Origin of the sequence: Shewanella intestini, from assembly GCF_018221465.1 — a bacterium.
Taxonomy (GTDB): Bacteria; Pseudomonadota; Gammaproteobacteria; order Enterobacterales; family Shewanellaceae; genus Shewanella; species Shewanella intestini.
On sequence record NZ_JAAIKR010000004.1, the window covers coordinates 96,498 to 123,418 of the forward strand.

Here is a 26,921-nt window from a genome sequence, read left to right on the forward strand (position 1 = left end):
AAAGCCAGATTACTGCGGTTATCTGGCTTTTTTATGCTTAAAATTTAATTTTATTAAGCTGTTGAATCAATCCAATCGAATTAGGTATTGGTTTGATAAACATGCACATCGCGTTGAGGGAATGGAATGCTAATACCTTCTTCGTCAAAGCGGATTTTAACCGCACGAGTGATATCCCAATATACGTCCCAATAATGTTCAGGGCGAACCCAAGGGCGAACAATAAAGTCCACTGATGATTCGTTTAAGGTATGCAATTTTATCATTGGTTCTGGTTCTGGACGAATGAGTTCATGCTTTGAAATAATGTCGGCTAATACTTTTTCAGCATGTTCAATGTTATCGCTATAGCTAATACCAAACACCATATCAACACGGCGCAAGTGCTCTGCGGTGATGTTATTAATTGTGTCTCCCCAAATCTTGTTATTGGGGATGATAAGGCGTTGGTTATCTAAGGTTTTGATGGTTGTTGATACCAAGCTCATGTGACTGACTTTACCGGTTACACCTGCAGCGTTTATTAAGTCGCCCACATCATAAGGGCGGTAGATTAAGATCATCATACCTGAAGCAAAGTTAGATAATGTATCTTGCAACGCAAAACCAATGATGACACCGGCAATACCAAAACCGGCTAATAATGGTCCTAATTCAAATCCGAGCTGCGACAGTGCAATCAATAAACCTAAAGCAAAGACTGTTTTACTTGAAAGTGAGATAAAGAAATCTTGCAATAATTTACTGAAATTAAGCTTTGATGCACTGACTGTTTTAGACACCAAGCGGGTAGCTAACTTGGCGACTAAGCTCGTGATAAACAAAATCAGGCAAAAGATAAACAGTTTAAACGCAAAACTTGGGCCGTTTTTAAGTGCATGGTTGGTGATCACCTTGCCCCACTGTTGTAATAAGCCTGTGGCTAAATCAATGTTCAATACATCTTGGGTAATATCGCCAGAAATATTAAACAAGGTTTGACGTAATTTAGTAGTGTCTAATCCCAGTTTTTCCATTAAATCAGCACTGAGCTGTAAGCTTGATGAACTTTGCTCTAAACGTGTATTTAATTGGCTCACTAAGGCTTTTTGTTCGCTAGTGGCATCTGCGCCTGCATCTGCAAGTGCTTGGTTAGCGGCTTTTAATCGAGCATGAGTATAATGAGTTAAGCTTTCAAAACGGTCGGCTCTGGCAATCAGAAACTGCTTCATTTTGCTTTGTTTTTCGCTGACGTCAATTCCCACTTTTTCTGCCCAAGAGTAAGTATTTAACTGTGCTTTTAAAAAGTGATCGCGTAAATATTCGCGGTCGCTTATGGCTAAAAGCGTCGCGTCATCATTGTCTCCACCAAGGGCGTTTTCTAATTCAGCCAGTTTATTTGCTAAGTATTGGTCAGTGGCAGTTAAAAACGTTAATTGATGAGCCACCAACGGTTTTAAGTAAGCAATATCTGGTTGATCAACATTAAGCATTTTGCGAATTTCAGCGCGTAATTGCTTGGTTTTATTTTTAATGCGGTACTCGGTGATGGGGATAAGTTCACCTTTGGCTTTCGTTAAGTTGACAAGATCTACGTCAATTAGGTGCTCTAAATTGGCAACCCGCTGTTTGTCAGTTTGCGTGAACGCTGGGGCAGGGGATGAGTCCGTGGTATTGGCGGCATGTGCGACAACGCTCATGTTCGATAAGATGAGTAAGCAACTCAGTAATATTCTCAGCATGGTGATATCCAAAAGTGTTTAGTTTGCACATCATAGGCTTATCTTTTTTTAACCTCAATGTGACATAGGTATTATTAGGACATTGTGTCATCAGAAAAATAATCACTAATGGCAATATAAGCACACGTTTGAATAAAAATAGTACAAACACGTTGAAACAGTGAGTGCGCTAGAGGACGAGAAAAGATAAAAGGGCACGAGTCACGATGGCTTTTAGAATGAATGGATAAGCCTGTGAGTTAGCTTTATGTTTTCATGGCGGGTTGTTAACACATATCGTCAATACATCGCCTAACTGAGAAGAGCAAAAACACACCAACATGGGGGATAATGTTGGATTAAACTTAGATTAAATCTAAAGCGGTAGTAAGATTTTTATGAAGCAGAAAATACTTCTGCTTCAATGTATTGCATTAATTAATCAAGCACTTGCACTTGGCTTTCTAGTGCTTGCTCTACGTAATAAATGCCACCTAATACAACGGTTCCAAACACGGCAATGACCAAAAGGATCCCAATATTTTCACGAATAAACTTTGACAATGTGTTTTCTCCCATCTGTAGTTCGGCAGGAAACCTGCTGCGATGGTTGAAGTATAAGTTGCTGTGCTTAAAGCTATCTTAAAATAGCATGAGTCAACTTGCTGCAAGTGTTGCTATATCAAGCTGGTGGTAATTTGAGCGATCAATCATCTGCATATAATTTGTCACATAGTTAAGGTTGCAAAATGTCACTTTTCTTTTAAGATATGTGAACTTTTTCACCTTTTAATGTTGTGATCTCTTAATGAATATCACCCTAAAACTTCGACAAGGACTATCGCTTTGGCTTGCTGCCATGCTGATGTGTGTGTCGTTTGGGGTATCTGCTCATTTCGTGGAACATCAGCATGAAGGCGCAAATACCCACTGTACGGTGTGTATTACTCAGCTTCAGTTTAATCAAACTTTACCTTCAACACCGCTAACGCTTAATCGCCAAACCGAACAGCTTGAACGGATTATTGAAGATGTAGTTAAAGTTAAATCATTCCATTATGGCTATTACCATAGCCGTGCACCGCCATTCTCCAGTGCAATTTAATTATAAAAAACCTTAAAAAATAATAATTAAATCACTTTTTACAATAAAAGTGATGCTGTTGTATTTGGAGATACAAATGTCATTATCTACCCGCGTTTCAATCGTGGCACTTGCTTGTGCTTTCGCCTCTACCTCTGCTGCTAATGCCGCTGACTCTAGCTTATCAAACCCAAACATTAGTGCAGTGCTTGATGGTTATTACCAAACAGGCGACCGTCCGATGTCTGTTCGAGAAGAAGGTTTTGGTTTAGGTGAAACTGAACTTGCCATTAGTGCCAATATTGACGATATGTTTTATGGCAAATTCACCGCGATCATTGAAAGCCATGACGGTGAAACTGAATTCGAATTAGAAGAAGCATTTATTCAGACTTTGGCATTACCAGGTGGCTTGTCAGTACGTGCTGGTCGTTTTTTGTCTGATATTGGTTATTTGAATAATCAACATCCACATACGGATGCATTCTCAGACCGTCCTGCGGTATATCGTGCGTTTTTAGGTAACCATTACTTTGATGATGGTATTCGCTTAAGTTATGTTGCTCCAACGGATGTGTATTGGACCATGGGCGCTGAAGCGTTCAGTGGTGACAAAATGCGCGCGGCAGATGAACACGGTGAGCGTGAATTCGACAAAGTGGGAGTTTACAGTGCATTTACTAAAATAGGTGGCGACATTGGTCAGGAAAGTTCTTGGCAAGTCGGCTTAACCTATTTACGTAATGAAAACGGTAAAACTTTAGTTGAAGAACATGACGATCATGATGATCATGTTGATATGTTAGCCGACGATCATGACCATGGTCATAGTCATAACGCCGCATTTACTGGTCAAAATACTTACGTGGCCGATTTTGTATTTAAGTGGGCTCCAAGTGGAAATTATAAATATCAACACCTTACACTTTCTGGCGAGTATTTCCGCGTGACTGATATTTTAGGCGAAGCCCATGATGACCACGAACATGACCACGATGAAGTTGTCGCACATGAGGATCATGGCAATGCGTTTGATGCTTACCATGAAGGTTGGTACTTGAGCACGGCATATCAGTTCTCACCAAGCTGGTCAGCAGGTTTACGTTATGGCCAAGTTGATGTAAATGAAATCCATGGTGACCATGTTCATGGCCAACAGCTCAAAGAAACTGAACTTAGCTTGGCTTGGCATAGCAGTCATTTCTCAACAGTTCGCCTGCAATACACTAATCAGCAAGGTACTAACTTTGATGGTTTTGAAGATGACAACATCATTACATTGCAATATGTCATGACATTGGGAGCTCACGGTGCGCATCAATTCTAAACTTAAAGCCATTGCCACAGTTGCTGTCATGGCTTTTTCTGCCAGTGCCAATGCGCAGTTAAATGTGTTTGCTTGTGAGCCTGAATATGCAGCGTTAACTAAAGAGTTAGCTCCTGATGCAAAAATATATTCAGCGACTACGGCAATGCAAGATCCGCATCAAGTGCAAGCAAGACCTAGCCTGATTGCGAAAATGCGCCAAGCTGATTTAGTTGTGTGTGCGGGCGCTGACCTAGAAATAGGTTGGCTACCAATGTTGCAGATGAAAGCGTCAAATGCCAATGTTCGTTCAACCGACAAAGGCTTGTTTTACGCAGCTGAGCATACCATCACGCTGGATCAGCTAACTCAGGTTGACCGTTCAATGGGAGATGTACATGCCAAAGGTAATCCGCATTTACATTTTGATCCTTATCGAATCATCGACATAGCCAATGGTCTGACGGCTAAACTTAGTCAACTTGATGCTGATAACCGCCTGCAATATGAAGCGGCACTAGCAGACTTTACATCACGTTGGAAAGCGGCTATTCCTAAATGGGAGCAACAAGCACAAGGGTTGGCGGGTAAGAAAGTCATTGCTTACCATTCTAGCTTTCGGTACTTGTTTCACTGGTTAGGGATGGAACAAGTCGCTGACTTAGAGCCTAAACCTGGGTTAGCCCCCACCAGTTCACATTTAGCATCACTGCTTAAACGTGCTGAACAAGGCGATATTATGGCGGTGCTAATCACCTCATATCACAGTGACCGTGGTGCGAAATGGTTAGGCGAGCGCAGTGATTTACCGGTGATGAGGTTACCAATGTCAATTGGTGGCAACGACGCCAGCACTGACTTGTTTAGCCTTTATGACAGTGTGATTTCAATGTTACTTGAGGTGAAATAATCCATGCTTGATACAGAGCTCTGGTCGATTTTGCTGCCTGCATTTGCAGCCGGATTATTAGTGCTCTCTACACATGTGGTTTTAGGTCAGCAAGTGTTGAAACGGGGCATCATCTTTATTGATTTAGCCATCGCTCAAATTGCCGCTCTAGGGGCGATTGTTGCGCATATTCATCACGATATTGAAGCCATTGCTTATTCAAACTTTTGGATGCCGGCCATTTTTGCCCTTGCAGGAGCAGGGGTGATTTCATGGTTGGCAAAACATTTTGAAAGCGAACTAGAAGCCTTTATCGGCTGCTTTTACGTATTAAGTGCAGTGGCGGCAATGCTAATGTTGGCCAATGACCCTCACGGTGGGGAATTGTTAACTCAGTTAATGAGTGGGCAAATACTGTGGGTTAGCTGGTCACAATTGGCTTTTCCAGCATTAATTTACGCGATGTTATTAGCGTTATTGATGTGGCGATCGCATGTGTTAAATGGGTCACTATTTTATTTTGTATTTGCCATTGTGATTACTTTATCGGTTGAGTTAGTCGGGGTGTATTTGGTCTTTAGTACGTTAATATTACCTGCCTTAGCACTAAACCAATATAAAGGACGAGGGCAATTAGCGTGGGCGTATTTGGTCGGTATTATCGGCTACTGTTCGGGCTTAATGTTATCGGCAAGTTTTGATTTACCAAGCGGGGCTGCCATTGTGGCAACCTTGGCAGTAACGGCATTACTTTGTCGGATTATCGTCAGTAAACAAGATAAATCGATATAAAAAATGTAGCTTAATGGATAAGGATCACCATTAGGCTATCTCAGCGTACAGTTGTAAACAAAATATTGAGTCACGCACTGACCATGGTTATACTGTCGCCAATTCTATTGCAGGAGTATGTTGTGCTGCTAATTATACGTTCTATGATCCTTGGGCTTTTACTCGTTCTCGCGTTTGTTTTCTCAATGATCTTATGTCTTATTCGTCCGATGCATCGTGATAACGTTCATGTTATTGCGGGGTTATTTGCCGCAGCAGCACCGGTACTGGGAATAAAAGTCATTAAGCGTCAAGCGCCTCAAGCGCCCCAAGTGAGTGCGCAGTCCGAGCCTAATATCTACTTAGCCAATCATCAAAATAACTTTGACTTGTTTACTCACACTTCAATGGTGCCTGAGTCTACTGTGAGTATGGGTAAGAAAAGTCTCGCTTGGATGCCATTTTTTGGGCAAATATATTGGTTGTCCGGTAATATTTTAATTGACCGAAAAAACCGCCATAGTGCCTTTGAAACCATGGCAAAAACCGTAAAGAAAATGCAAGATAAGCTGTTGTCGGTGTGGATTTTTCCTGAAGGCACACGCTCTCGCGGCCGGGGGTTGTTACCGTTTAAAGTGGGTGCATTTCATACCGCGATTGCCGCGCAAGCGCCAATCATTCCGGTGATTGCGTCTTGTCAAAATCATATCAAAATGAATCGCTGGAATAACGGTGTCGTGATTGTAGAAATGATGCCACCAATTTTAACCCAAGGGTTAGAAAAAACTGACGTAAAAGACTTATGTAAACAAGTACACGACACCATGTCGATACGCTTAACTCAGCTTAATGAAGAAGCACAAGGCATGATGGCCGCAACTAACAAAGCGGCTTAATATTTTTTGTGGCAGAGTTTTAATCTGTGCTCACAAAGGGGTTGAGTTAAGGTATAATCGCCACTCAATTTGCACCACATCATAACGGAGTCTTTTCATGTCCATCGAACGTCAATTACAAGAGCAGCTAGCGGAAAACCGCGATATTGTTGAAGCGCTACTTGATGATGGCTCTGAGCCCGATGCTGAATATACAATTGAACATCACTTTTCTTCAATCAACTTTGACCGTCTTGAAAAAGCTGCGGTTGATGCGTTTAAGTTAGGCTATGAAGTTAATGATGCTGAGGAAATGGAATTAGAAGATGGCTCGACCATTTTCTGTTTCGATGCCATTGCTCAACATCAGTTAACGCTTGAGTTACTTGATAAAGCTGCTGAGCAACTACTGCAACTTGCGGTTAAGCAAAAAGTGGATTATGACGGTTGGGGAACTTACTTTATCGGTGATGAAGAACCTGATACTGAAGAAGCGGTATAGCGGATTGGCTAAGCGCAAGTTAACTCAGCGGTGCTAGCACAATAGGCTATCGGTAAAGCCATTTAGTTGATTTGTCACCGCCCATAAAAAAACGCCTTTTAGGCGTTTTTTTATGGGCGAAATACAATACGATGCTTAGGCTTCTGTGCTGTCTGTTATTTGATAAATCCTGCTACAATTACGCCCGTGTTGCTTGGCGTAATATAAGGCTTTATCTGCGCCAGATAACCATTGTGAACTCGTTTGAGTATCGGCTTTAATGTCGTTAATACCTAAGCTGATAGTGACCGATATTTTGCGGTTATCAAAAATGGTTTCTGTGGCTTCGATTTTTTTTCTGAGTCGCTCGGTAAAAAATAATGCTTCTTCAGCTGTTGTTTTAGCCAACACAATGGCAAATTCTTCCCCACCATAACGTCCCGCACAATCTGTTTCTCTTAATGATTGATTTAAAATATAAGCAATGTTTTGAATGACTTTATCGCCTGCGGGATGACCGTATTTATCATTAATTTTTTTAAAATGGTCGATGTCGAGCATAATAAGCGTTGCTGGGTCTTGATAGCGGATATAACGCTCAAATTCACGTTCCATACAATGCTGCCAATGGCGACGATTATGCAACTGAGTTAAGCAGTCGGTTTGACTTAAAGATTCAAGTTGATCATTGGCTGACTTTAATTGCAGCTTATTGGACGCAACATCGGTCACATCATAAACAATAATACTAATATGGGTGATTTTACCGGTCAGTGAGGCAAGCGGTAATAAGGTAATGTTTTGATACATTACATCCGCGCGGCCAGTGATGGGGCGATAGTTCTTAAATTTGAATACGTAAGGACGTTGTTCCCAGCTAATAAAAGTACGGTTTTTTAATAAGAAAACCGATTCCATTTTTTGCTTGAGCCACTTTTCAGGTAGTTCAGGAAACTTTTCAAATAGATTACTGCCTTTAATGGAATTGGGCGATACGCCGCTGTGGTTTTCCATAAAACCATTCCATAGTTGAATATTGTATTCACTATCTAGCACCACTAAGCCAACTTCGATGGTTTGTACCATATCAATTAGCCAGTGTAGTTCGTTCATCGCACTGCGATCGTTTGACATATATAACCCCAGTGTTAGTCGAGTAAATAGCCCAGCTTGAAATCAAGCGTAGGGATAGAATCTTCAGTGAAAAGCAGTAATAGATCGCACTGGATATTATAATCTTCAATGCGATAGTTTATTTCCATCGCAAGGGTGCGATGCCACTTATCAGAATTGTCATGAATGAGTTCATTCACCGTGCAATGACGACCAAGCACGACTGGGTGAGCTTGGCTAAACTTCATGTCTAGTTGCTCAGAAATGCCATTTAAGAAGGCCCCGATAAGCACATTACCCGTATCAATCATAACTTCAATTTCAGTGTTTTGGCTGTCAGGATTGGTCATCCCCATTAGCTTTGCCATGTCTTCAAAGCTGGAGTCATGAAATAGCAGTAATGCTTCTCCAGCAACACCTGCACCAATAAACCCTTGGCATAGGGCTGACACGGTAGGGCTTTGTTCGGTGGCTTTAAGTGCCATGGTAAGTTCACTCACCTCTAGCACGTTAACATTCGGGATAGGCAATACCACAAACACATCAAGCAACTTAGCTAATAAATCCGCCGCGCGCCCCATAGCGATATTAGCAATTTCTTGACAAGCATCGCGCATATCAACTTTGACCATAGGCTCAGATTCAGTGAGCTGACCTTGGGTGAGGGTTAAGATGCCGTATTCTTGTAAAATATGGCTGATGGCATCTGCACTGACAGGTTTTTGAATAAAGTCTAATGCCCCAAGTGCTTTAACACGCTCATGGGCCTTAATTTGAATGTCGCCTGAGACGACAATGATCAGTGCAGGCAGATCTTCTTGTTGCACGGTTTGTAAGACTTCATATCCGTCCATTATGGGCATATTAAGGTCAAGAAATACAATTTCACCTTTTCCGGAACGAATAACATCTAAACCTTCAGCGCCATTTTTAGCGAAGGTAATTTCTACATCCCATTCCTTGGGTAATGTTCGAGCCATTTGTTTGCGTGCTAATGCTGAATCATCACAAATGAGTACTGGGATTGTCATGTCGACTGAATTTCCTTGTCATCCGCTATCGTTAAGAGATGCTTGCACATCATCAGCACGGATGTATATATAAAAGTAAAACCAACAGTTGCTCTATTATACTGCCCATAATGGAAGCATTTGTTTAGTTTTGGTTTATTTTGAGCATCAGCTCAAAGGAATGGTTGAAAATAAATTGCTTAATGTATCACGTAACATGGCGTTAGTATTTTGACTAATAACAATATTTTGTCATGTTAATACTATTCGCTAGATCTTCCTAATGTGTTAACCTAAAAACTGGACTGACCAGTAAAGGAATATTTCATGGAAAGCGATCTCGTCACCGTTGCAATCGAAAATGGCATTGCATCCGTTAAACTTAATCGGCCAGATAAAATTAATGCGCTTGATTATGCCATGTTTAAAGCCATAGATAATACAATTAAATCCTTGGCAAAACAGCGTGATATTGCCGTGATCATTTTGTCAGGTAGTCACGGTAACTTCAGCTCAGGTTTAGATGTTAAAGGGATTTCAAGCTCGCCTTCTGGCATCATCAAATTACTCTTTAAGTGGCTTCCCGGTAATGCCAATCTTGCACAGCGGGTTTCGTTGGGTTGGCAACGTTTGCCTATCCCTGTGATTGCTGTCATTGAAGGTTGTTGTTATGGCGGTGGCACACAAGTGGCGTTGGGTGCTGATTTTCGAATTGCTGCTCCTGATGCCAAAATGTCAATTATGGAAGCGCGTTGGGGCTTATTACCTGATATGGCTGGACTTGCCGGTTTACGCCAAATTATGCCTAAGGATCAAGCCATGCGTTTGAGTTTGCTCGCCGAGGTCATTGATGCCCCTAAAGCGAAAACGCTAGGTTTGGTTACTGAAGTTGTTGATGACCCACACGCTTACGCGTTAGATTTTGCCCTGCAAATTGCTAATACTTCACCTGATGCAAATGCCGCGATTAAACTCAGTATTAATTACAGTTGGAGTGGCTCTATCAGGCGACTATTAAGTCGTGAGTCATTGAGTCAGGTGAAAATTCTATTGGGTAAAAACTGGAAGATTGCTGCGACAAGACAAACGAAAAATCCGCAAAAACCGTATCAATCTAGACAGTCTGGTTGGTAATAGGGCCACAGATATAATCCCACTAAATAGTGTTTATTATCAATGTTCTGCCTCAAAATGAGTAAGTGATTACAACAGCGATTGAGGCAGTTATTTTTAATATTGAGGTGTTCGTCTTGCAAAACCTTTAATGTACTCTAGCGCTTCTTGCCAACCCGCTTCTGAATTAAGGTTTAGAGTCAGTGGATATTGCACATAATAACGGATGGGTTTGATGTTATTTTTGGCAAATCGGTTAGGCGCTTGAGCAACCGACACTGGGTGTCCATCTGGTGACTGTAAATCTAAAATAGGTATATTGAGTGCTTGCAGTTGGGTGGCAAGAGTTAAAATCTTTTCTCCTTTTGCCATTTCTTGATCAAACTCCCGATACGGATTAATCAAAATTAAGGTATCTGGCTTAGGAATTTTTTCTTCATATAACAATTGGGTAATGATCGCCGCGCTGTCATCAATCGCAATCATAAGACGCTTACCTGGATAGGCTTGGCCAACTTCGGTTAATGCATTAATGGTGTCATTAAGTTGTTTGTGCTGAAAGTTGCGTTGTTGCAATAATTGGTCACTTTGAAACTTAGGTGTTGGCTTTGAGGTATTAAGCGCTAATTGTTTCTCGCCGGCTTTGCTCACCGCTTCTGGTGACGTGGAGTAATTAGGGTAATACAAGCCTACCGTTGGGGTGACACTGATTGTTGCCCAGCCTAATGGGTTTAAATGAGTGCGTAAAAAATGGGTTATGCCAGGAGGGTTTGCATTGGCTTTTTTGCTAGATGGGCCAATGATTATGGCTGCGCCAAAATGCATTTTACCAAGCCAAGGGCGTACTAATACGGTGGACGGTTTACCGTCAATGGTGATGTGCTTGATTTCATTTGCAGGTATTTGGTCATACGCCGAAGAAGCAAAGGTATTGGTAGAAAAAACTAACGCACCGATTAAGGTGATTATTTGCCTAAAGTCTATGTGGTTTGAGCGTATTGGATTAACGCAACATTGAGCCACTTTAAACTGATTATGTTTGAGCGGTTTAACGCGTAATTTAGCCGAGTAGTGTTGGGCCAATGCTAACAGCGTGGTTTTAGCGTGAATCATCATAAAAGTCATATTTAAGCGCAAAAAGAGCCTCGGGCAGATGAATGGCAGTAGCTGTAGTTTAATCTTTTTTTGCTTAAAAGTAATAATGCCCAGCATAAGCTGGGCATTAAATTTACGCATTAACACCAACAGTTAAATAAACTTAGGCGTGGCTGACAAGCACCATTCTAATGGCATCGAGTTGCAATAAGCTTTCGTCCATATAACCGCTTAATTCTTGCATTTGGTTGCGAACATAATCTAATTCTTCTTCACGAATGTTTGGATTAACTGCCTTAAGCGCTTCAAGGCGTTCAAGTTCAGAGGTGAGCTGTTGTGTCATCGCTTGACGCGACTGAGTGACTAGCTTGTCTAATGCTTCTTGCGCGTGTGCTTCACCTTTAGCAAATAATGGGTGCAGTAATGGTTGAGAAGCATTTACTAGTTTACTGCCAATATGGCGGTTAACTGCGCTTAATTGCTTATCAAAGCTGCTGTAATCTACTTTGTCAGCCATGTTGCCGCCGTTTTTATCCAGCAATACCCGTATTGGTGTTGGTGGTAAGTAGCGGTATAACTGGCTTGACTTAGGTGCTGAAGCATCTGCCATGTAAATCAGTTCAAGGAAAATTGTCCCTGCAGGTAGCGCTTTGTTTTTCAAAATGGCAACACTAGTGGTGCCTGTTTCTGAGCCGGTAATTAAATCAAGACCGGTTTGCACCAATGGATGCTCTTGCGAAATAAACGCCATGTCATCACGCGACAGAGCGGTTTCTCTATCAAAAGTGACGGTGACGCCATCTTCTGGCAACCCAGGATATGTCGGGAACATCATGTGCTCAGTTGGGCGCAAGATGATTGAGTTCTCACCGCGATCTTCTTGGTCGACACCTAAAATGTCCCATAAACGAATAACCGAGCCAATTAGGTTAGTGTCGTTATCCTGCTCTACTAAGCGGTAAATTAATGCGTTAGCGCGTTCGCCACCATGAGAGTTTATCTCTAATAGTTTATCGCGGCCTTGTTCCATGGCTTGCTTTAATTCTTTGTACTTGGTTTGCGTCTGATTAAGCAGCACAGTCATGGCTTGCTCGTCATCACTGTGCAGCACTTCGATAAGTGCTGGGGCAAACTCTTGGAATAATACATGACCACTAGGACATGTTAGTTCAAATGAGTTTAACCCTTCATGATACCAACGCATAAGGCGCTCTTGCGCACTGTCTTTAAGGTATGGCAGATGAATTTCAATATCATTTTTCTGGCCGATACGATCAAGACGCCCAATACGCTGCTCAAGCAAGTCAGGGTTTAGCGGTAAATCAAACAAGACTAAATGGCTAGCAAACTGGAAGTTGCGCCCTTCAGAACCAATTTCTGAACAGATAAGCGCTTGCGCGCCGCCTTCTTCTTGTGCAAAGAAGGCTCCTGCTTTATCGCGTTCGATAATCGACATGCCTTCATGGAACACGGTGGCTAAAATCCCTTCGCGGGTACGCAGTGCTTCTTCAAGACTTAACGCCGTTTCAGCTTGGCTGGCAATAATGAGTACTTTCTTGCTTTTATGTTCTTTTAAGAAATCGATTAACCAATCTACCCGTGGATCGAATTTCCACCATTGTGTGCTGGCATCGAATGCTTGGAACATTTTTTCTGGGCTGAGTGCTTGTTGGGCTTTTTGTTGCTCGGTTTGATTGCCACTCATCATGGCGCTAACTCGCGCAGCTGTGAGGTATTGTTCTGGTATTGCTTGAGGGTGGGCACTAAAGCTACGTTTAGGGAAACCTTTAACGGATGCTCGGCTGTTACGATAAAGCACGCGGCCAGTACCGTGACGGTCTAATAATTCTTGCAGTAATTCATTACGCGCAGTGTGTTGTTGTTCTTCATCAACGTCTGCGGCCTGGATCATCTTAATGCTTGGTTGAATGTCTTTTTCTGATAATAACTCGGTTAAGCTGTTAATGACGCTGTCAGGCAATTTATCGCGACCCGTTAGTGCTTCTGCTGCATCGGCGACGTCTTTATAGCTTTCTTCTTCATTCAAGAAAGCTTGATAGTCATAAAAACGGTCTGGGTCTAATAAGCGCAGACGGGCAAAGTGGCTTTGACGACCAAGTTGGTCTGGTGTTGCGGTCAGTAATAACACGCCCGGTACCGCTTGACTAAGACTTTCAACAATTTGATAAGCCCGGCTAGGCTTGTCTTGTGCCCACTCAAGATGATGGGCTTCATCTACCACCATTAAGTCCCAATCGGCATCAATAGCTTGTTCTAAACGGCGCTTTTTACGCAGTAGCTCAAGCGAACAAATAACTAATTGTTCAGTGTAAAATGGATTATCGTTATCAGCATAAGCTTCAACACAGCGGTCTTCATCAAATACTGAAAAACGTAAGTTAAAACGGCGCAGCATTTCAACTAACCATTGGTGGCGCAAGGTATCTGGCACAATGACCAAAATACGTTCAGCGCGACCCGTTAGCAGTTGCTGGTGGATAATTAAGCCTGCTTCAATGGTTTTACCTAAGCCAACTTCATCGGCTAATAATACTCTTGGCGCAAAACGGCGACCGACTTCATTAGCAATCCATTGTTGGTGAGGGATCAGCCCCACGCGTGGACCTTGCTGACCCAGTAAGTCAGAGGTGGCTAATTGATGACGTAATTGCTGGCATTGATAACGGATGCCAAAGCGCTCTAAGCGGTCAATTTGTCCGGCAAATAAGCGATCTTGGGGCTTATTAAAACGAATATTATGGTTGAGTAAGGTTTCCCGTAAACTCACTGGTTCTTGGGTTTCGTTATGGACACCATGGTAAGTGACGAGCTTGTTTTTCTCTTCCACTTCACTGACGGTTAAGCTCCAACCTTCACCACTTTCAATGGCGTCACCTGGATTGAAAATAACGCGAGTTAGTGGGGCTTCTTCACGTGAAAACATACGGTTTTCACCGGTAGCTGGGAACATTAAGGTCACCATACGACCTTCTGTTTGAACAACTGTTCCTAAACCAAGTTCAGACTCGGTGTCACTTATCCAACGTTGACCTAAGGCAAACGGCATCTTTTTACTCTCATATAACAGGCAAATCAAAACGGGGGCGTATGTTAAACCAAAGCCGTGTAGATTGAAATTCTAGCACTGATAATAATTGTGTTTGCTTTTTTTTTAAGCAGCTCGACACATTTCTGTCACAGATAAGCGCTAGCGTGAAATGATTAAAATATGGTAATGACAACATCGCAATATGGCGACGTGTGAGGTTAAATTAAAGAGTGACCAATAGCGTTGCCTCTACTTCAAAAAGTCAACTAAGCGCATTTATTTAGCATTTAGTTAGACACTGTGGAGGCACAATGACGAAAATCGACAAAAAGTTGTTTGTACTGGATACCAATGTGTTACTGCATGAACCGTTAGCTATTTATTCGTTTAAGGAACATGGCGTGGTTGTTCCAATGACGGTATTAGAAGAGCTTGATAATATTAAGGACAGAAAGCGCGATGTTAGCCGTGATGCTCGTGTTGCCATTCGGGCGTTAGAAGATATTCTCGCAGGGCCAACTACCCCGGAACAAATTATTAGCGGCATACCTTTACCAACCCACGCAGAACATCAACAGGTTAGTGGCACATTTTGACTCCACTTATCTACCCCCTGTGACTTCAGGCTTAACCTATATTGTTGAACGCTTTAAAGACTTTGGAGGCAGCGCTAATATTTGTTTAAATGGTGTTGTACGTTCTCGGTTGGCAGAGTTTGCTGAGCAGCATCTATAATATGGCTGCGCAGTTGTAAATATGACGGGTAATAAAATGGCTTTTGTAAATTAAGCAGGCATGAATATGCCATTTATGCCTGCTTGTTATGAAACTTTTTCATTGCTTAGTCTGATATGTAGCCAAAAATTGATTTAACGTGATAAGTTGCATTGTCGCTGTTCTTATCGGACTTATTATCCCATTCATTATCACACTTCATTGAGTTGATTGGATAATTTCCCTATCAATAGGGTGCGTTTATTCGGGTTATCCTGATATGATTCTGTTGATGTTTTTTTTGCGCAATTTTTACTTTTCACTGCTTTAGGCGCAATTCAAGGTAACTAAATGAATTCTAACGAGTCTGATTTACAGTTAAAATCACCAATTCAAAAAAACTACAACCGTGCCGTTTTTTATACGTATTTAGGGGTGATTGTACTGGCGCTGTTAACTGCCGTCGTATTTTTTGAACGCCAAAAGACCCAACAAATTGAATTGCGTGAAGATCAAATCGCACGTCATGTTTTGCAAATTGACTTGTTACTTGAATCCAGTATTCGGGCGTTAAAAAGTTTACGTAATGTGGCGGTAGACCATTTACGTTTAGGTGAATTGGTGCGTAAAGAGCGTTTACCGCAATATGAAAAATTTAATGAAGATGGCCAATTTTTTACACTAGAACCCAGTTACGCAAAATCGGGTAAGCCCTTTACCAATATGGGGCGTATTACCGGTATGGGTTCGCTTGATGGTCGCAGTGAAGAGTTCTATCAAGAACTTGAAATGTTATTTGAGCTATCACTTTCTTTCCCCGTGGCAAAAGAAGCCGCACCTAAAGCCTCATCGATTTACTATATTTCTAACCGCAAAATGATGTCGTTATATCCTTGGGCAACTGAGGAACAGCGTTTTAGAGAAGAATTACTAAATAAACAACAATTTAAATTAACTACGCCTGAGGTCAACCCGCAGCGGACGGTGGCGTGGAGTGGCGCGTATGTGAACGAAGCTGACCAAGGGCTGTTAACTACATTGGGCTTACCCGTGTATTTAGATGACCAATTTATTGGTTCGATTAATTTAGACATGAAGCTGTCATCACTTGCCAAACAAATTCGCACTTACTTTAGAATGCCTGGTACCGTTATTTTACTTGACCAGCGCAATAATATTGTGTCGCACAGTGACTTTGATTCTAGTGAAATGAACCGCGTGTATCACATTAGTCAGCGTATTCCTTCAGAGTTACATTCACTGTCAGAATCTGAATTATTTGAAGCCAATGAAGGTATTATTCGCAACGGTTATTATATTCACTCTATTGCTTTGCATAACGCGCCGTGGCGCTTATTGTATCTGCAAAAAGAAGATGAATTATTCAAGGATTCGTGGGAAAAACTGAAGATGACCTTCTTAATGGTTGTCTTGGCGTTGTCGATGCTGGTGACTATTGTGCATTGGCAAACTCGGCGCGCGTTCGTAAGCCCTGCATCAAAGCTATTGTCTCATTTAGATGCGTGTTCAAATTCGCCAATTAAACCGCCACAAAATATTACACCAGGTTGGGAACCATGGTTTTCTTTAGTCAGCCGTATTTTTGATGAAAACCAACTTTACACCGCTAACCTTGCTGAGCAAAATAAACGCTTGGATAACCTAGTAGCGCGGCGAACTGAGCGTTTACGTGAGTCAACCGAGCGACGTGAGCGTGATTTTGCCTTGTTACGTTCATTAATTGACTCTATTCCTGAGGCCATCATCTTTAAAGATAAAGAAGGTAAATACTTAGGTTGTAACAAGTCTGCCGAACGTATGCTGGGATACAGCGAGTCAGAAATTATCGGTTTAACTTCACTTGAGCTTGATAGCCCTGAGCAAGGTCTGCGCGGCTTAAATGAAGACAAACGGGTATTAAAAGATAAAACACCATTTCGTTATCAAGAAAAAATTGATATCTCCGGTAAACCTATTTTATTCGACACCTTAAAACTGCCATTTTACAATCGTCGAGGTGAATTGCTTGGGTTGATTTCAGTATGGCGTGACATTACCCATGAGTATGAATCAGCAGAGCAATTGCGTTTATCAGAAGAACGTTATCATTTAGCCATGGATGCGGTAGAAGATGGCTTGTGGGATTGGTACTTAGATTCAGAGCAAATTATTTGTAACCCAGCTTATTACTCCATGTTGGGCTACAAGCCAAATGAGTTTCCTGCACTAATGAGCTCCATTGATGCATTAATATCGCCAGACGATTTAGACCGTGTACAACAACATCGTGGCAGGTATCTAAATGATCCCGCAGGCACCTATGAAATTGAATTTAGAATGCGTGCTAAAGACGGCCGTTACTTGTGGTTGCTGTCTCGTGGTCGTGCGGTTGAGTTTTATGATACCGGCGCAGTTAAACGGATGGTGGGAACACATAAAGATATTACCCGCCAAAAGAGTAACGAAGTCGCGCTGCTTGAAGCTAAGCAAGATGCTGAGTCGGCCAATATGTACAAAAGCGAATTCTTGGCTAATATGAGTCATGAAATTCGCACGCCAATGAACGCCATTATTGGTATGTTGCAATTGGCACAGCGCACGCCGCTCACTGCGCAACAGCAAGATTACCTTGAAAAAGCTGGGTTCTCAGCACAATCATTATTGCGCATTATCAATGATATTTTGGATTTCTCTAAAATTGAAGCGGGTAAGTTAGAGTTAGAACGCGTGTCATTCCCGCTCGATAAAGTGCTGGATCATGTGCTTGATATGAATGCCATTAGAGCACAAGAAAAAGGCGTTGAATTATTACTTTATGCCCCTGTCACTGCAGGACTAATTCTTCATGGTGACCCACTGCGTTTAGGGCAAGTGTTAATTAACTTGTTATCTAACGCGGTTAAATTTACGCAAGATGGTGAAGTGGAATTAGGCTGTGAAGATGTCGGTGAGCGAGATGATCGCATCACGATGAAATTCTGGATCCGTGATACAGGTATTGGTATCAGTAAAGCGCAGCAATCGAAGTTATTTGATGCTTTCTCACAAGCTGATGGTTCAACAACACGTAAATATGGTGGCACTGGCTTAGGCTTATCTATCAGTCGCCACTTAGTGGCGTTGATGGGGGGGACGATGCAAGTGGAGTCTGACCTTAATGTGGGCAGTACCTTTAGTTTCTCTATTAGCTTTGAAATAGCCGAAGAACACACTATTCCGCCTTTAATTGTCCCTGAACAATTAAATAACTTAACCACGTTAGTTGTGGACGATAACCCAAGTGCGCTGCACATCTATTCTTCGTTAATGAAAGATTTCAGCTTTGATGTTGAAAGTGTCAGTGGTGGTCAGCAAGCGTTAGAAGTGCTGCAACGTCAACACATCGATTTATTATTGCTTGACTTAATGATGCCTGAAATGTCAGGCAGTGAGGTGATTGACGCGATTGACGAGATGGTGGCAGACGGACGAATTGCCACTCGCCCAGTGATCATATTAATGACCGCTTATAGCTCTGAACCGCTCGATGAAAAGCAGTATAAAGACAGTGTATATGCCGTGCTTCAAAAGCCATTTAAAGCGTCAGCGTTATTTGATGAAATTATTGGTGCGTTTGCCAAAGAACCAAAACTGAACGTGATACCTGTGATTGAAGAGGATGTTGAAGAAAAAGCGTCTGGCTTAGTGTTGTTAGTTGAAGATAACTTCATTAACCAACAGGTGGCATCAGAGCTATTAAAAAGTGCAGGTTATGAAGTGGTGTTGGCTGACAACGGCCAAAAGGCATTAGATATCATTGATAGTCGTGAATTTGATGCGGTATTGATGGACATTCAAATGCCGGTAATGGACGGACTAACTGCAGCCACACAGTTACGTAATCGCTATACAACCAAGCAGTTACCGATTATTGCCATGACGGCGCATGCGATGTCAGGCGATAGAGAGAAAAGCCTTGCTGCGGGAATGAATGCCCATATTACTAAACCCATTGTGTTAACAGAGTTATTTGAAACCTTAACTTATTGGATTGAGTATAAAAATAATGATGAATAACGGCTTTGGTGATTAGTTATCATTAAACCAGACTACGCGTTTTGATAAAAAAAGAGGACAATCGTCCTCTTTTTTATACTTGGTAGTCAAAAGATTCGTTTACAACAGTGAATATCTTCTTGCTTAACTGCTTAACTGCTTAACTGCTTAACTGCTTAACTGCTTAACTGCTTAACTGCTTAACTGCTTAACTGCTTAACTGCTTAACTGCTTAACTGCTTAACTGACTTGTATCGATAAAAAGCTAAGTTGCTGCAAATTTCTGCTCGCTAAACTCGAAAACTTAATACCAATATCAACCGTGTAACGTTGAGATTCAAGCTATTTACACTTGCAAGTTAGCCAATCTTAACGCGAGCCTTGTCAGCATAAAAATGTATTTATCACGGTGGCTTTCAGCAACAGAGTCGTGGGATATTGATTGCAGTGATTTTATACATATTGACAATATCAATGCCAATAAAGCAAGTAATCGGTTTGTTTGTAAATGTCTTGTGTTTGTTAACGTGAGTTGGCTATTGTATTAACTGATGGGTTTGTTACCTTAACGGTAGTTTGACCCAATAACAAAAACAAACAAGACAATTACTCAACAGATTGTGACTTATGGCTGGCGATAGGGATTATTAATAGCGGTAAGTTTTAGGAGAAAATCATGAAGCGTCGCAGTTGGACTCTTGCGTTGGCCATTGCCACTATTCCATTACTGTCATTATCGAGCTCAACCACTTTTGCTGCTACTGAAAGCCAAAAAATCATCAAAAAAAGTGAGCGAGCAACAGGCTTTATTAACTTTTATTATCATCCCTCTGGTACTTTGTATCTAGAAGCTAATCGATTAAACCAACCTTTTTTATTAGTGACCAGTTTGCCACATGGTGTTGGCTCTAACGATATTGGCTTAGATCGCGGCCAATTAGGTCGAACGCGCATGGTGCAATTTGAGCGTCAAGGGCCTTACGTGGTGCTCAAGCAATTAAACACTCGCTACCGCGCATCTTCAGATAATGTGGCAGAACAACAAGCGGTTAAACAAGCTTTTGCTGAGTCTATTTTATGGCGCGGAGAAGTTGTTGAAGGTAAGCAGCCGTTAGTGGCCGTGAATGACCTTGTGATTAACGACTTGCATGGCGTAACTGAGCGTCTTGAAGCACGTAAGCAGGGCAGTTATCGACTTGATGCTAAGCGCTCAGTGATTATGCCTGACAGCGTAAAGTCATTTGAGAATAATGCTGATGTGGACGTGAATGTCACTTTTGCTGGCAATAATCCCGCTAAGCAGATTTCTAGCGTGACCCCTGATGCTAAATTTGTGTCATTAACTATGCGCTATTCGTTTGTGGCATTACCAGAAGCGGGTTATCAAGTGCGGGGTTATCATCCCATGAGCGGCTATCTGTCAAATGCCTACCTTGATTATTCAACGCCTGTTGATAGCGACATTACCCAACGCTTTATTTATCGCCACCGTTTAGAAAAAGTGACCCCAGGCATTGCGCCAAGTCCAGTGGTAAAACCCATTGTATATTATCTTGATGCGGGTGTACCAGAACCCATTAGAGGCGCGTTATTAGAGGGGGCTCGCTGGTGGCAAGATGCGTTTACTGCCGCGGGTTTTATTGATGGTTTTCAAGTGAAAATGCTGCCAGAAGATGCAGACCCACAAGATATACGCTACAACATGATCCAATGGGTGCATCGTGCGACACGAGGTTGGTCATATGGCGCATCTATCACCGACCCACGCACAGGTGAAATCATTAAAGGCCATGTTACTCTTGGCAGTCTACGCGTTAGACAAGACCATCTTATTGCTAGAGGCTTAACTGCTGGTTGGGCAGATCGCAGCGCAGCAAAAGAAGCGGCGATGGAATTATCTTTAGCACGTATTAGGCAGTTATCTGCCCATGAAATTGGCCATACATTAGGGCTTGACCATAACTTTGCCGCATCAGCAAATGATAACGCTTCCGTGATGGATTATCCGCATCCTTATGTCAGTATCATTGACGATAAAATTGATATCTCAAGCCCTTATTCAGAAGGCATTGGCGAGTGGGATAAATACACCATTGCTTATGGTTATGGCGATGAGTCTGAGCAAAAGCAATTAGTAAAACAGGCATTAACACAAGGGTATCGCTATATTGGTGAAGCCGATTCTCGAAGTAAAAGTGCTAGCCATGCTTATGCAAGTTTATGGGATAACGGCAACGATCCTGTTGCAGAGCTTACACGCCTTGAAAGTGTGAGGCGCAAAGCCATAGAGCAGTTTAATGCGGACGCATTATTAGCTGGGCAGCCTCATGGTGAGCTGACCGATACCTTTGTGCCAATATACCTGTTAACCCGCTATCAAATTACAGCAGCAGCCAAGCTGATTGGCGGCACAGAGTATAGTTATCAACAATTAGGTTCAGGGCTGCATTGGAGCTACATTGAGCCAAAATTACAACAACAGGCGTTGAAAGTATTACTGGAAGGCTTGTCATGGCAGAGCTTAAATGTCCCGCCAAAAGTATTAGATGCATTAGTGCCTAAAGCGGGTAATTACCGCCGTAGCCGCGAAAGTTTCGCTTCTAACCTAGGAGTGGTGGCCGACCCCATTGGCATGGCTGAAGTGTTAAGTCGCCATACCGTGCAACAGGTATTAAACCCTATGCGTTTAAATCGAGTTAACCAAGCCTATTTAGCTGACAAAGAACAATTGTCGCTCCCAAAACTGATCGATCGCTTACTTGCCGTGTCCGTGTACTCTGAGCTGACTCGCGGTGCGTCATTAGCGATTAAAATGCGTGTGAATACCGTGGTGATTGATGAGCTATTAACCGCGTATCATCAGCCGCAAACTGTGCCGGCAGTTAAGGCGCAATTATTAGCAAAACTAAAGCAGTTAACCAAGCAGTTAGAGCGCCGTTCTAAACGCTCAAGTGATTATCAGTCAGCGCATTATGATTGGTTACATCAAGGTGTATTACAAGGCCTTAAAAACCCCGAGTTTACGTTAATTATGCAGCCGTTAACCATCCCGCCAGGTTCGCCAATTTAACCTGCATTATGCGCTGTCGGATGAATAGACCCCTAGCTTCGCTTGGGGTCTATTTTACCTAAATGGCCTTAGGATTACGGGGATAAAAGTGATCCGCTTTGCGTTCGAGAGGGGCAAATTTTCGAGTGTTTTTATAAGGCAGTTTCATAAAACCGGAAATACCATGACCTTGTATTTTGCTCGAATGGACAATAATTCTGTCTAGGCTGGCTCTAAAAGCGGCTTGTTTTCGTGGGTCAAGTAAGCGCAAGTAACTGTGGATTTTTAAATGGTTTTCTAATGCTTCAAAAATAATGCAGCCGGTGTGGTGTATATGGTTAATCCGTTTTAGCTCTGCAATAATTTCTGCTGGTAATTCAAGGTTTTCTTCAGGGTCTTTTCCATCTTCAAAGTAAGAATGTAAGCGAGACTTATACTCTAAAATAGGTGCGTCACCGACTTCAAAAGGTAGCTGTGTCTCGCCCATAATTTGATAAGGCTGATTGGGGTGTTCCCGCTCTAAATGCAGAGTGTCTTTGGCGTTAAAAAAGCAGGCTTTAAATACCCCAATGCGTTTAATCCCCCTTGCTAGTGTCACCATGTTGTTGACGGCAATGACTAATGCCAGACGTATTTGTGGATCGTAAATGGTTAGGTTGGAGTCAATAAACACCCCGTTGTGTTGCCAGTTAATCACTAACCCACCGACAAGTGGAAAGTGGGCGAGGCGACTTACGGCAGCAATAAAGCCTTTTTCTGTGTCGCCCATTCCCACCATAAAGTTGCGATAATATTTATCGAACTGAATATCATCCATTTTAAACACAGGCTCATCGTCATTGTGTTCTTTTAAAAATGCTTTGCGGGAACTATAAGTGACGGTTTCAATTAAGCGAGTGCGCGGCTGCTCCCAGACAGGAATATCAACTGTCGGTTCTAATTTCGGTAGCTCAGGCAAGTGTATTTGATGATTACGGCGCAAACTTTTTAAGAAGTAATCGCCTGCTTTATTACGTATGGCTTGGTCATCCGATAACATGGCGGTGAGCGTTTTGGCTAACTCAACAGGTAAGCCTATGCTGGTGGGAGGGATCACCTTACTACCAAAGCGGCTAATTTGTCCTGACGCGAGTGCATATAAGGTTGCCGCTACGCCTTGTTCGTCAAACCTTGGGCTAGAAAGTGCGCCGTTAAGCTGCTCTTGGCCAATAAAGTACACATCGCCCATTCGCGCATTCGTTTGGTGTTGGTCATGTGACATCAACGCCATTACGTCATCTTCTACTGCGCGGCCATGTTCGTCGCGCTGGGCAAATACAGCTGTGCCCCAATCAATCAGTGATAATTGGTCTGTGGCAATGTCATAAACAAGGTTTGACGGTTTAATATCGCCATGGACCAACGGTTTACCTGTACGCAGATAAAATAAAATATTTGCTAACTGGCGCGCAATGCTCATTATCATGGCCACGGGTAACCTTCCTAAGCGTAAGGCCAATTTTTCTAGGTCTTCCCCTTTTGCTCGTTCCATCACCATAATCCCTTGTTTGCCAACCCGGTCAAATTTAATGGCCGCTGGCACATAGGGATTATCGAGCAAACTTAGCATGTAAGCTTCTTCTTCTAGGCGGTCTTGAATATGTTGTGGCAGGTTGACTCTGGAAAATTTAAATACGTGTGATTGGCCAATATTATTGATGCCGGCAAACACAAACCCATAAGCTCCTTTACCAATGTACTCAATATGTTGATAGCCCAATTTATTTAATTGCTGTTTACACAAACGAATCCATGCTTTGTGTTTGCGAGCATCATTGGCTCGCAGCAAGTAAATTGACTGTTCTTCATTAATATAAAAGTGTTTCAGTTCAGGTGTTTGCACGGGTGTATTTTTTCCTTACAAGGGCGAGTGACGCTTTACTCATTAAAACCTTGTTTGGCACTGACTCGCAAGGAAAAATATTGAAAAAACTGATAGGTAAACCTTGACCTAAATCAAGTATTTTTACTGAGGGAGTCAGTAATATGGCCTAAAGTAAACAACTCGTTACAAGGAATGCAACCATGATAAGTGTCGATAAATCTGAACTCATTCAATTGTTTGATTTTCCTAGAAAACGTATCTTACAATCTATGGAAGTGACGCATTGTCCCCATGCTGTTTTTTTTAATGCTGCTGACGAAGAATGCATTTGTTGTCATCAAGGCGAAGAGTGTATTTGGATTAACCAAAATGATGAAATGGTGGCGCTAGAGAAAAAGTCGATTGAAGAACTTAAGCAGCAATTATTAATTGCCGTCGACTTTGTAGATTCAAACTTAAGCCCGCATCATTTATCACGTCGCCAATGTGAATGTGATAACTGTTCTTGGCTAAAAAAAGTACAAGCTATGTTAAAAGAATAACCCAACAAACATGCCGAACGGCATTGTTGCATCGCGTGATCAGAGCGATTAAAGTAGCCCATCAACAGCAAGATGATGGACGGCAACATGGAACCGAGTTTTTGGCATAATAAGTGGGATCAACAACAAATAGGATTCCACCAACCTCAAGTTAATCCTTATTTAATAGAATATTGGCCTCAGCTCAATATTCCCTCTTCCTCAACAGTCTTTGTGCCATTGTGTGGCAAAACATTAGACATGTGTTTTCTTGCTGAGCAGGGCCACCAGGTGCTGGGTTGTGAACTAAGCGCGGCTGCCGTTGAGCAGTTTTTTAGTGATAATCAATTAACGGTTACCAAACAAAGCATGGGTGAACATCACGCTTATCAAAGTGAACAGGTACAATTAATTCAAGGCGATATTTTTACCCTTGATGCTTCATTAACTGCAGATATCGGGGCCTTTTATGACCGCGCAGCGTTGATTGCTTGGCCTGAATCAATGCGTGCACAATATGCTGAGAAATTAGCTCAGTTAATTCCAGCTGGCATTAGCGGTTTATTAGTGGCATTAGATTATCCCCAAGGCGCGCTTCAAGGCCCACCTTTTGCTGTGAGTACGCAGTGGATGACGAGCTATTTAGCGCCATTATTTGAAATAGAACTGCTTAAATGTGATGACGTTTTAGCTGATAATCCAAGATTTCTAAATAAAAATGTACCGTGGTTGAATGAAGCAACGTATAAATTAACCCGTAAATAGTCGTGCTTGTTTACACCTTGGTGGCGATGACATCAATCATATTGTTTGCGGTGGCCAATAGTTGCTCGTTAATGCGGTAATAGGGCACTTATATCAAGTTATTGAAATATATATTATTGATGTAAGTAAGGCTTGTTCAATGAGGCATTAGCGGTGATTTTGTTGAGATTAGCTGTGCTTGTTGCTGATGGGATTTTGAAGATTGAAAATTGAAGCGACTTAAGCCTGATTACATTGGGTTTCGGACATTAAAAAGCGACCGTAAAGGCCGCTTTTTTTTATTCACATTTCAACATAGAAACCGTGAATTAGAAGTCGTAACGTACACCAACAGTGAATATGTTGTCGTCTTTAAGATCAACTTTAGTATTAGCTATAGTGTAGTCACCTTGGTACATAGCGTAGTGGCCATATACGAGTGTTGATTTCGCAATGCGGTAATCAGCACCAACAGTGAAGTCAGTTACATTTACATCGCTTAAGCCTTGAGTTGCACTTGTTGGTTTAACATCACCAGAAACGTTAGCGAAATATTTGCCAAGGCCAGCTTCGTCTTTACCAAATTGTGCTTTTAAGTTAACGCCATTTAGGTTGTAAATAACGTTGACGAAGTAAGTGTTACCTTCAAATTCGTCATTAACTGTGCTTTCAGTGTTTTGGAATAAACCACCGACTTTGAAATCGCCAAATTTAGCTTGTGCAACTGCGCGATATGCATCAACGTTAGCAATACCTTTGTTGTATGCTGCTGCGGCATAAAAGTTTTGCGCCTTTAGTTTTTTGTCACCAACCGTGGCACTCAATGCATACTGAGCGTCTGCATCGTCAACACCTTCTTGATTGTTATCCGTCATTAGGTAATTTGCGTTTAACGTGACTAAGTCAGCGATTTTTGGTGAGTAGTACCAAACACCGTCAGCTACACGTCCTTGACCGGTAAGTAAACGGTCGATATCAGCATTGGTGTTACCGAATGCGTCAACTGCGCCTTCAGCTTGTTTGAATACAGGGTCGTTACGGCCAACAAGGACAGTACCTGCTTGCGTTTTCAAACCTAAGAATGTGTTACGTGCTTTGAAAACGTTGCCTTCAGAAGAGGTGCTTTCAACTTGGAATTCCATTTGGTAAACAACGTCAAAACCATCAGCAAGTGTTTCGCTACCTTTAAGGCCGATGTTTGAAAAGTTATTTTCAAGAACGGTACCAGATTTTTTTTCTTGTGTCGTTGCGCCAGTATCTGAGTTAGTTACAGAAAGATCTAAACGGCCGTAAAAACTTGGGCTATCAGCTAAAGCACCGAAAGAAACGAGTGTTAAGACTGATGCTACTGATGCTGAAATTAACGATTTTTTCATCTTTTTTGCTCCCATGAACGTCATGTTCGAAATTCCACTATAGATGCGGATTTTTAATGAAATGCTGCTGCAAAATGGTCTGCAACAATCTGGCGATGATTCTCACAGGTTTAAGTTAGTGATAGTGTGGGC

General features: G+C 42.1%; 19 protein-coding genes and 1 pseudogene. 12 read left to right on the plus strand and 8 right to left on the minus strand.

From position 1 onward, the window contains the following. Nucleotides 1-80: 80 nt before the first annotated feature. Entirely contained in the window at nucleotides 81-1,721 is a 1,641-nt protein-coding gene (locus tag G3R48_RS06265) for a mechanosensitive ion channel family protein (protein WP_153661839.1), read from the minus strand. A gap of 417 nt (nucleotides 1,722-2,138) precedes the next feature. Next, a complete protein-coding gene (locus G3R48_RS17330; protein WP_267253677.1) occupies nucleotides 2,139-2,264 on the minus strand; it encodes a hypothetical protein in 126 nt (41 codons plus the stop codon). 244 nt (nucleotides 2,265-2,508) lie between these two features. Between G3R48_RS17330 and G3R48_RS06270 the strand changes: the two genes are divergently transcribed. From G3R48_RS06270 to rraB, 6 genes are all read left to right on the plus strand, one after another. Then, the gene (locus G3R48_RS06270) at nucleotides 2,509-2,805 is read left to right on the plus strand and encodes an SNARE domain-containing protein (protein WP_153661837.1); all 297 of its coding nucleotides are present in this window, start codon (nucleotides 2,509-2,511) and stop codon (nucleotides 2,803-2,805) included. A gap of 76 nt (nucleotides 2,806-2,881) precedes the next feature. Beyond that, on the plus strand, nucleotides 2,882-4,111 hold the full coding sequence (locus G3R48_RS06275) for a hypothetical protein (RefSeq protein ID WP_153661835.1): 1,230 nt from the start codon (nucleotides 2,882-2,884) through the stop codon (nucleotides 4,109-4,111). After that, nucleotides 4,095-5,000 carry a metal ABC transporter solute-binding protein, Zn/Mn family gene (locus G3R48_RS06280; RefSeq protein ID WP_212593242.1) on the plus strand — a complete coding sequence of 302 codons (906 nt, stop codon included), beginning with the start codon at nucleotides 4,095-4,097 and terminating at the stop codon, nucleotides 4,998-5,000. The genes G3R48_RS06275 and G3R48_RS06280 overlap by 17 nt, the downstream gene beginning before the upstream one ends. Nucleotides 5,001-5,003: 3 nt before the next feature. Continuing rightward, a complete protein-coding gene (locus G3R48_RS06285) occupies nucleotides 5,004-5,771 on the plus strand; it encodes a metal ABC transporter permease (RefSeq protein ID WP_153661833.1) in 768 nt (255 codons plus the stop codon). Between the two features lie 122 nt (nucleotides 5,772-5,893). Next, the gene (locus tag G3R48_RS06290) at nucleotides 5,894-6,646 is read left to right on the plus strand and encodes a 1-acylglycerol-3-phosphate O-acyltransferase (RefSeq protein WP_212593243.1); all 753 of its coding nucleotides are present in this window, start codon (nucleotides 5,894-5,896) and stop codon (nucleotides 6,644-6,646) included. Nucleotides 6,647-6,743: 97 nt separating this feature from the next. Continuing rightward, entirely contained in the window at nucleotides 6,744-7,127 is a 384-nt protein-coding gene (gene rraB / locus G3R48_RS06295; protein ID WP_153661829.1) for a ribonuclease E inhibitor RraB, read from the plus strand. Nucleotides 7,128-7,262: 135 nt separating this feature from the next. Here rraB and G3R48_RS06300 read toward each other — a convergent pair whose 3' ends face one another. Both G3R48_RS06300 and G3R48_RS06305 read right to left on the minus strand, forming a co-directional pair. Then, the gene (locus tag G3R48_RS06300) at nucleotides 7,263-8,240 is read right to left on the minus strand and encodes a sensor domain-containing diguanylate cyclase (RefSeq protein ID WP_153661827.1); all 978 of its coding nucleotides are present in this window, start codon (nucleotides 8,238-8,240) and stop codon (nucleotides 7,263-7,265) included. Nucleotides 8,241-8,254: 14 nt separating this feature from the next. After that, nucleotides 8,255-9,250: a response regulator gene (locus G3R48_RS06305; RefSeq protein WP_153661825.1), complete on the minus strand. Its 996-nt coding sequence runs from the start codon at nucleotides 9,248-9,250 to the stop codon at nucleotides 8,255-8,257. A gap of 306 nt (nucleotides 9,251-9,556) precedes the next feature. On the opposite strand from G3R48_RS06305, the gene G3R48_RS06310 reads away from it, so the two are divergent. Further along, on the plus strand, nucleotides 9,557-10,363 hold the full coding sequence (locus tag G3R48_RS06310; protein WP_153661823.1) for a crotonase/enoyl-CoA hydratase family protein: 807 nt from the start codon (nucleotides 9,557-9,559) through the stop codon (nucleotides 10,361-10,363). A 96-nt stretch (nucleotides 10,364-10,459) separates the two neighbouring features. Here G3R48_RS06310 and G3R48_RS06315 read toward each other — a convergent pair whose 3' ends face one another. Together G3R48_RS06315 and rapA are read right to left on the minus strand one after the other, a co-directional pair. After that, entirely contained in the window at nucleotides 10,460-11,467 is a 1,008-nt protein-coding gene (locus G3R48_RS06315) for a DUF3530 family protein (protein ID WP_194823837.1), read from the minus strand. A 133-nt stretch (nucleotides 11,468-11,600) separates the two neighbouring features. Next, the gene (rapA, locus tag G3R48_RS06320; protein WP_153661819.1) at nucleotides 11,601-14,504 is read right to left on the minus strand and encodes an RNA polymerase-associated protein RapA; all 2,904 of its coding nucleotides are present in this window, start codon (nucleotides 14,502-14,504) and stop codon (nucleotides 11,601-11,603) included. 293 nt (nucleotides 14,505-14,797) lie between these two features. Here rapA and G3R48_RS06325 point away from each other — a divergent pair. The 3 genes and pseudogenes from G3R48_RS06325 to G3R48_RS06335 form a co-directional block, all read left to right on the plus strand. Then, nucleotides 14,798-15,076, plus strand: a pseudogene (locus G3R48_RS06325) (PIN domain-containing protein); the annotation flags it as partial. Nucleotides 15,077-15,551: 475 nt separating this feature from the next. After that, entirely contained in the window at nucleotides 15,552-19,256 is a 3,705-nt protein-coding gene (locus G3R48_RS06330) for a response regulator (RefSeq protein ID WP_212593244.1), read from the plus strand. Nucleotides 19,257-19,911: 655 nt separating this feature from the next. Continuing rightward, nucleotides 19,912-22,305, plus strand: a complete 2,394-nt coding sequence (locus tag G3R48_RS06335) for a zinc-dependent metalloprotease (RefSeq protein ID WP_153661815.1) — start codon at nucleotides 19,912-19,914, stop codon at nucleotides 22,303-22,305. A gap of 58 nt (nucleotides 22,306-22,363) precedes the next feature. Here G3R48_RS06335 and G3R48_RS06340 read toward each other — a convergent pair whose 3' ends face one another. Continuing rightward, the gene (locus G3R48_RS06340; protein WP_212593245.1) at nucleotides 22,364-24,166 is read right to left on the minus strand and encodes a protein kinase domain-containing protein; all 1,803 of its coding nucleotides are present in this window, start codon (nucleotides 24,164-24,166) and stop codon (nucleotides 22,364-22,366) included. A 182-nt stretch (nucleotides 24,167-24,348) separates the two neighbouring features. Here G3R48_RS06340 and G3R48_RS06345 point away from each other — a divergent pair, with 182 nt between their 5' ends. Then, on the plus strand, nucleotides 24,349-24,690 hold the full coding sequence (locus tag G3R48_RS06345; RefSeq protein ID WP_153661813.1) for a hypothetical protein: 342 nt from the start codon (nucleotides 24,349-24,351) through the stop codon (nucleotides 24,688-24,690). Between the two features lie 87 nt (nucleotides 24,691-24,777). After that, nucleotides 24,778-25,434 (plus strand): thiopurine S-methyltransferase, encoded by a 657-nt coding sequence (locus tag G3R48_RS06350; protein WP_153661811.1) that lies wholly within the window; start codon nucleotides 24,778-24,780, stop codon nucleotides 25,432-25,434. Nucleotides 25,435-25,742: 308 nt separating this feature from the next. Here the strand turns inward: G3R48_RS06350 and G3R48_RS06355 are convergent, their stop codons facing one another. Then, nucleotides 25,743-26,789 (minus strand): porin, encoded by a 1,047-nt coding sequence (locus G3R48_RS06355; RefSeq protein ID WP_153661809.1) that lies wholly within the window; start codon nucleotides 26,787-26,789, stop codon nucleotides 25,743-25,745. Nucleotides 26,790-26,921: the final 132 nt, after the last annotated feature.

Bases quoted from the DNA above. Each gene is read 5' to 3' on its own strand.
- G3R48_RS06265 (WP_153661839.1), bottom strand. From the start codon at position 1,721: ATGCTGAGAATATTACTGAGTTGCTTACTCATCTTATCGAACATGAGC.
- G3R48_RS06270 (WP_153661837.1), top strand. From the start codon at position 2,509: ATGAATATCACCCTAAAACTTCGACAAGGACTATCGCTTTGGCTTGCT.
- G3R48_RS06275 (WP_153661835.1), top strand. From the start codon at position 2,882: ATGTCATTATCTACCCGCGTTTCAATCGTGGCACTTGCTTGTGCTTTC.
- G3R48_RS06285 (WP_153661833.1), top strand. From the start codon at position 5,004: ATGCTTGATACAGAGCTCTGGTCGATTTTGCTGCCTGCATTTGCAGCC.
- rraB (WP_153661829.1), top strand. From the start codon at position 6,744: ATGTCCATCGAACGTCAATTACAAGAGCAGCTAGCGGAAAACCGCGAT.
- G3R48_RS06300 (WP_153661827.1), bottom strand. From the start codon at position 8,240: ATGTCAAACGATCGCAGTGCGATGAACGAACTACACTGGCTAATTGAT.
- G3R48_RS06305 (WP_153661825.1), bottom strand. From the start codon at position 9,250: ATGACAATCCCAGTACTCATTTGTGATGATTCAGCATTAGCACGCAAA.
- G3R48_RS06310 (WP_153661823.1), top strand. From the start codon at position 9,557: ATGGAAAGCGATCTCGTCACCGTTGCAATCGAAAATGGCATTGCATCC.
- G3R48_RS06315 (WP_194823837.1), bottom strand. From the start codon at position 11,467: ATGACTTTTATGATGATTCACGCTAAAACCACGCTGTTAGCATTGGCC.
- rapA (WP_153661819.1), bottom strand. From the start codon at position 14,504: ATGCCGTTTGCCTTAGGTCAACGTTGGATAAGTGACACCGAGTCTGAA.
- G3R48_RS06330 (WP_212593244.1), top strand. From the start codon at position 15,552: ATGAATTCTAACGAGTCTGATTTACAGTTAAAATCACCAATTCAAAAA.
- G3R48_RS06335 (WP_153661815.1), top strand. From the start codon at position 19,912: ATGAAGCGTCGCAGTTGGACTCTTGCGTTGGCCATTGCCACTATTCCA.
- G3R48_RS06345 (WP_153661813.1), top strand. From the start codon at position 24,349: ATGATAAGTGTCGATAAATCTGAACTCATTCAATTGTTTGATTTTCCT.
- G3R48_RS06350 (WP_153661811.1), top strand. From the start codon at position 24,778: ATGGAACCGAGTTTTTGGCATAATAAGTGGGATCAACAACAAATAGGA.
- G3R48_RS06355 (WP_153661809.1), bottom strand. From the start codon at position 26,789: ATGAAAAAATCGTTAATTTCAGCATCAGTAGCATCAGTCTTAACACTC.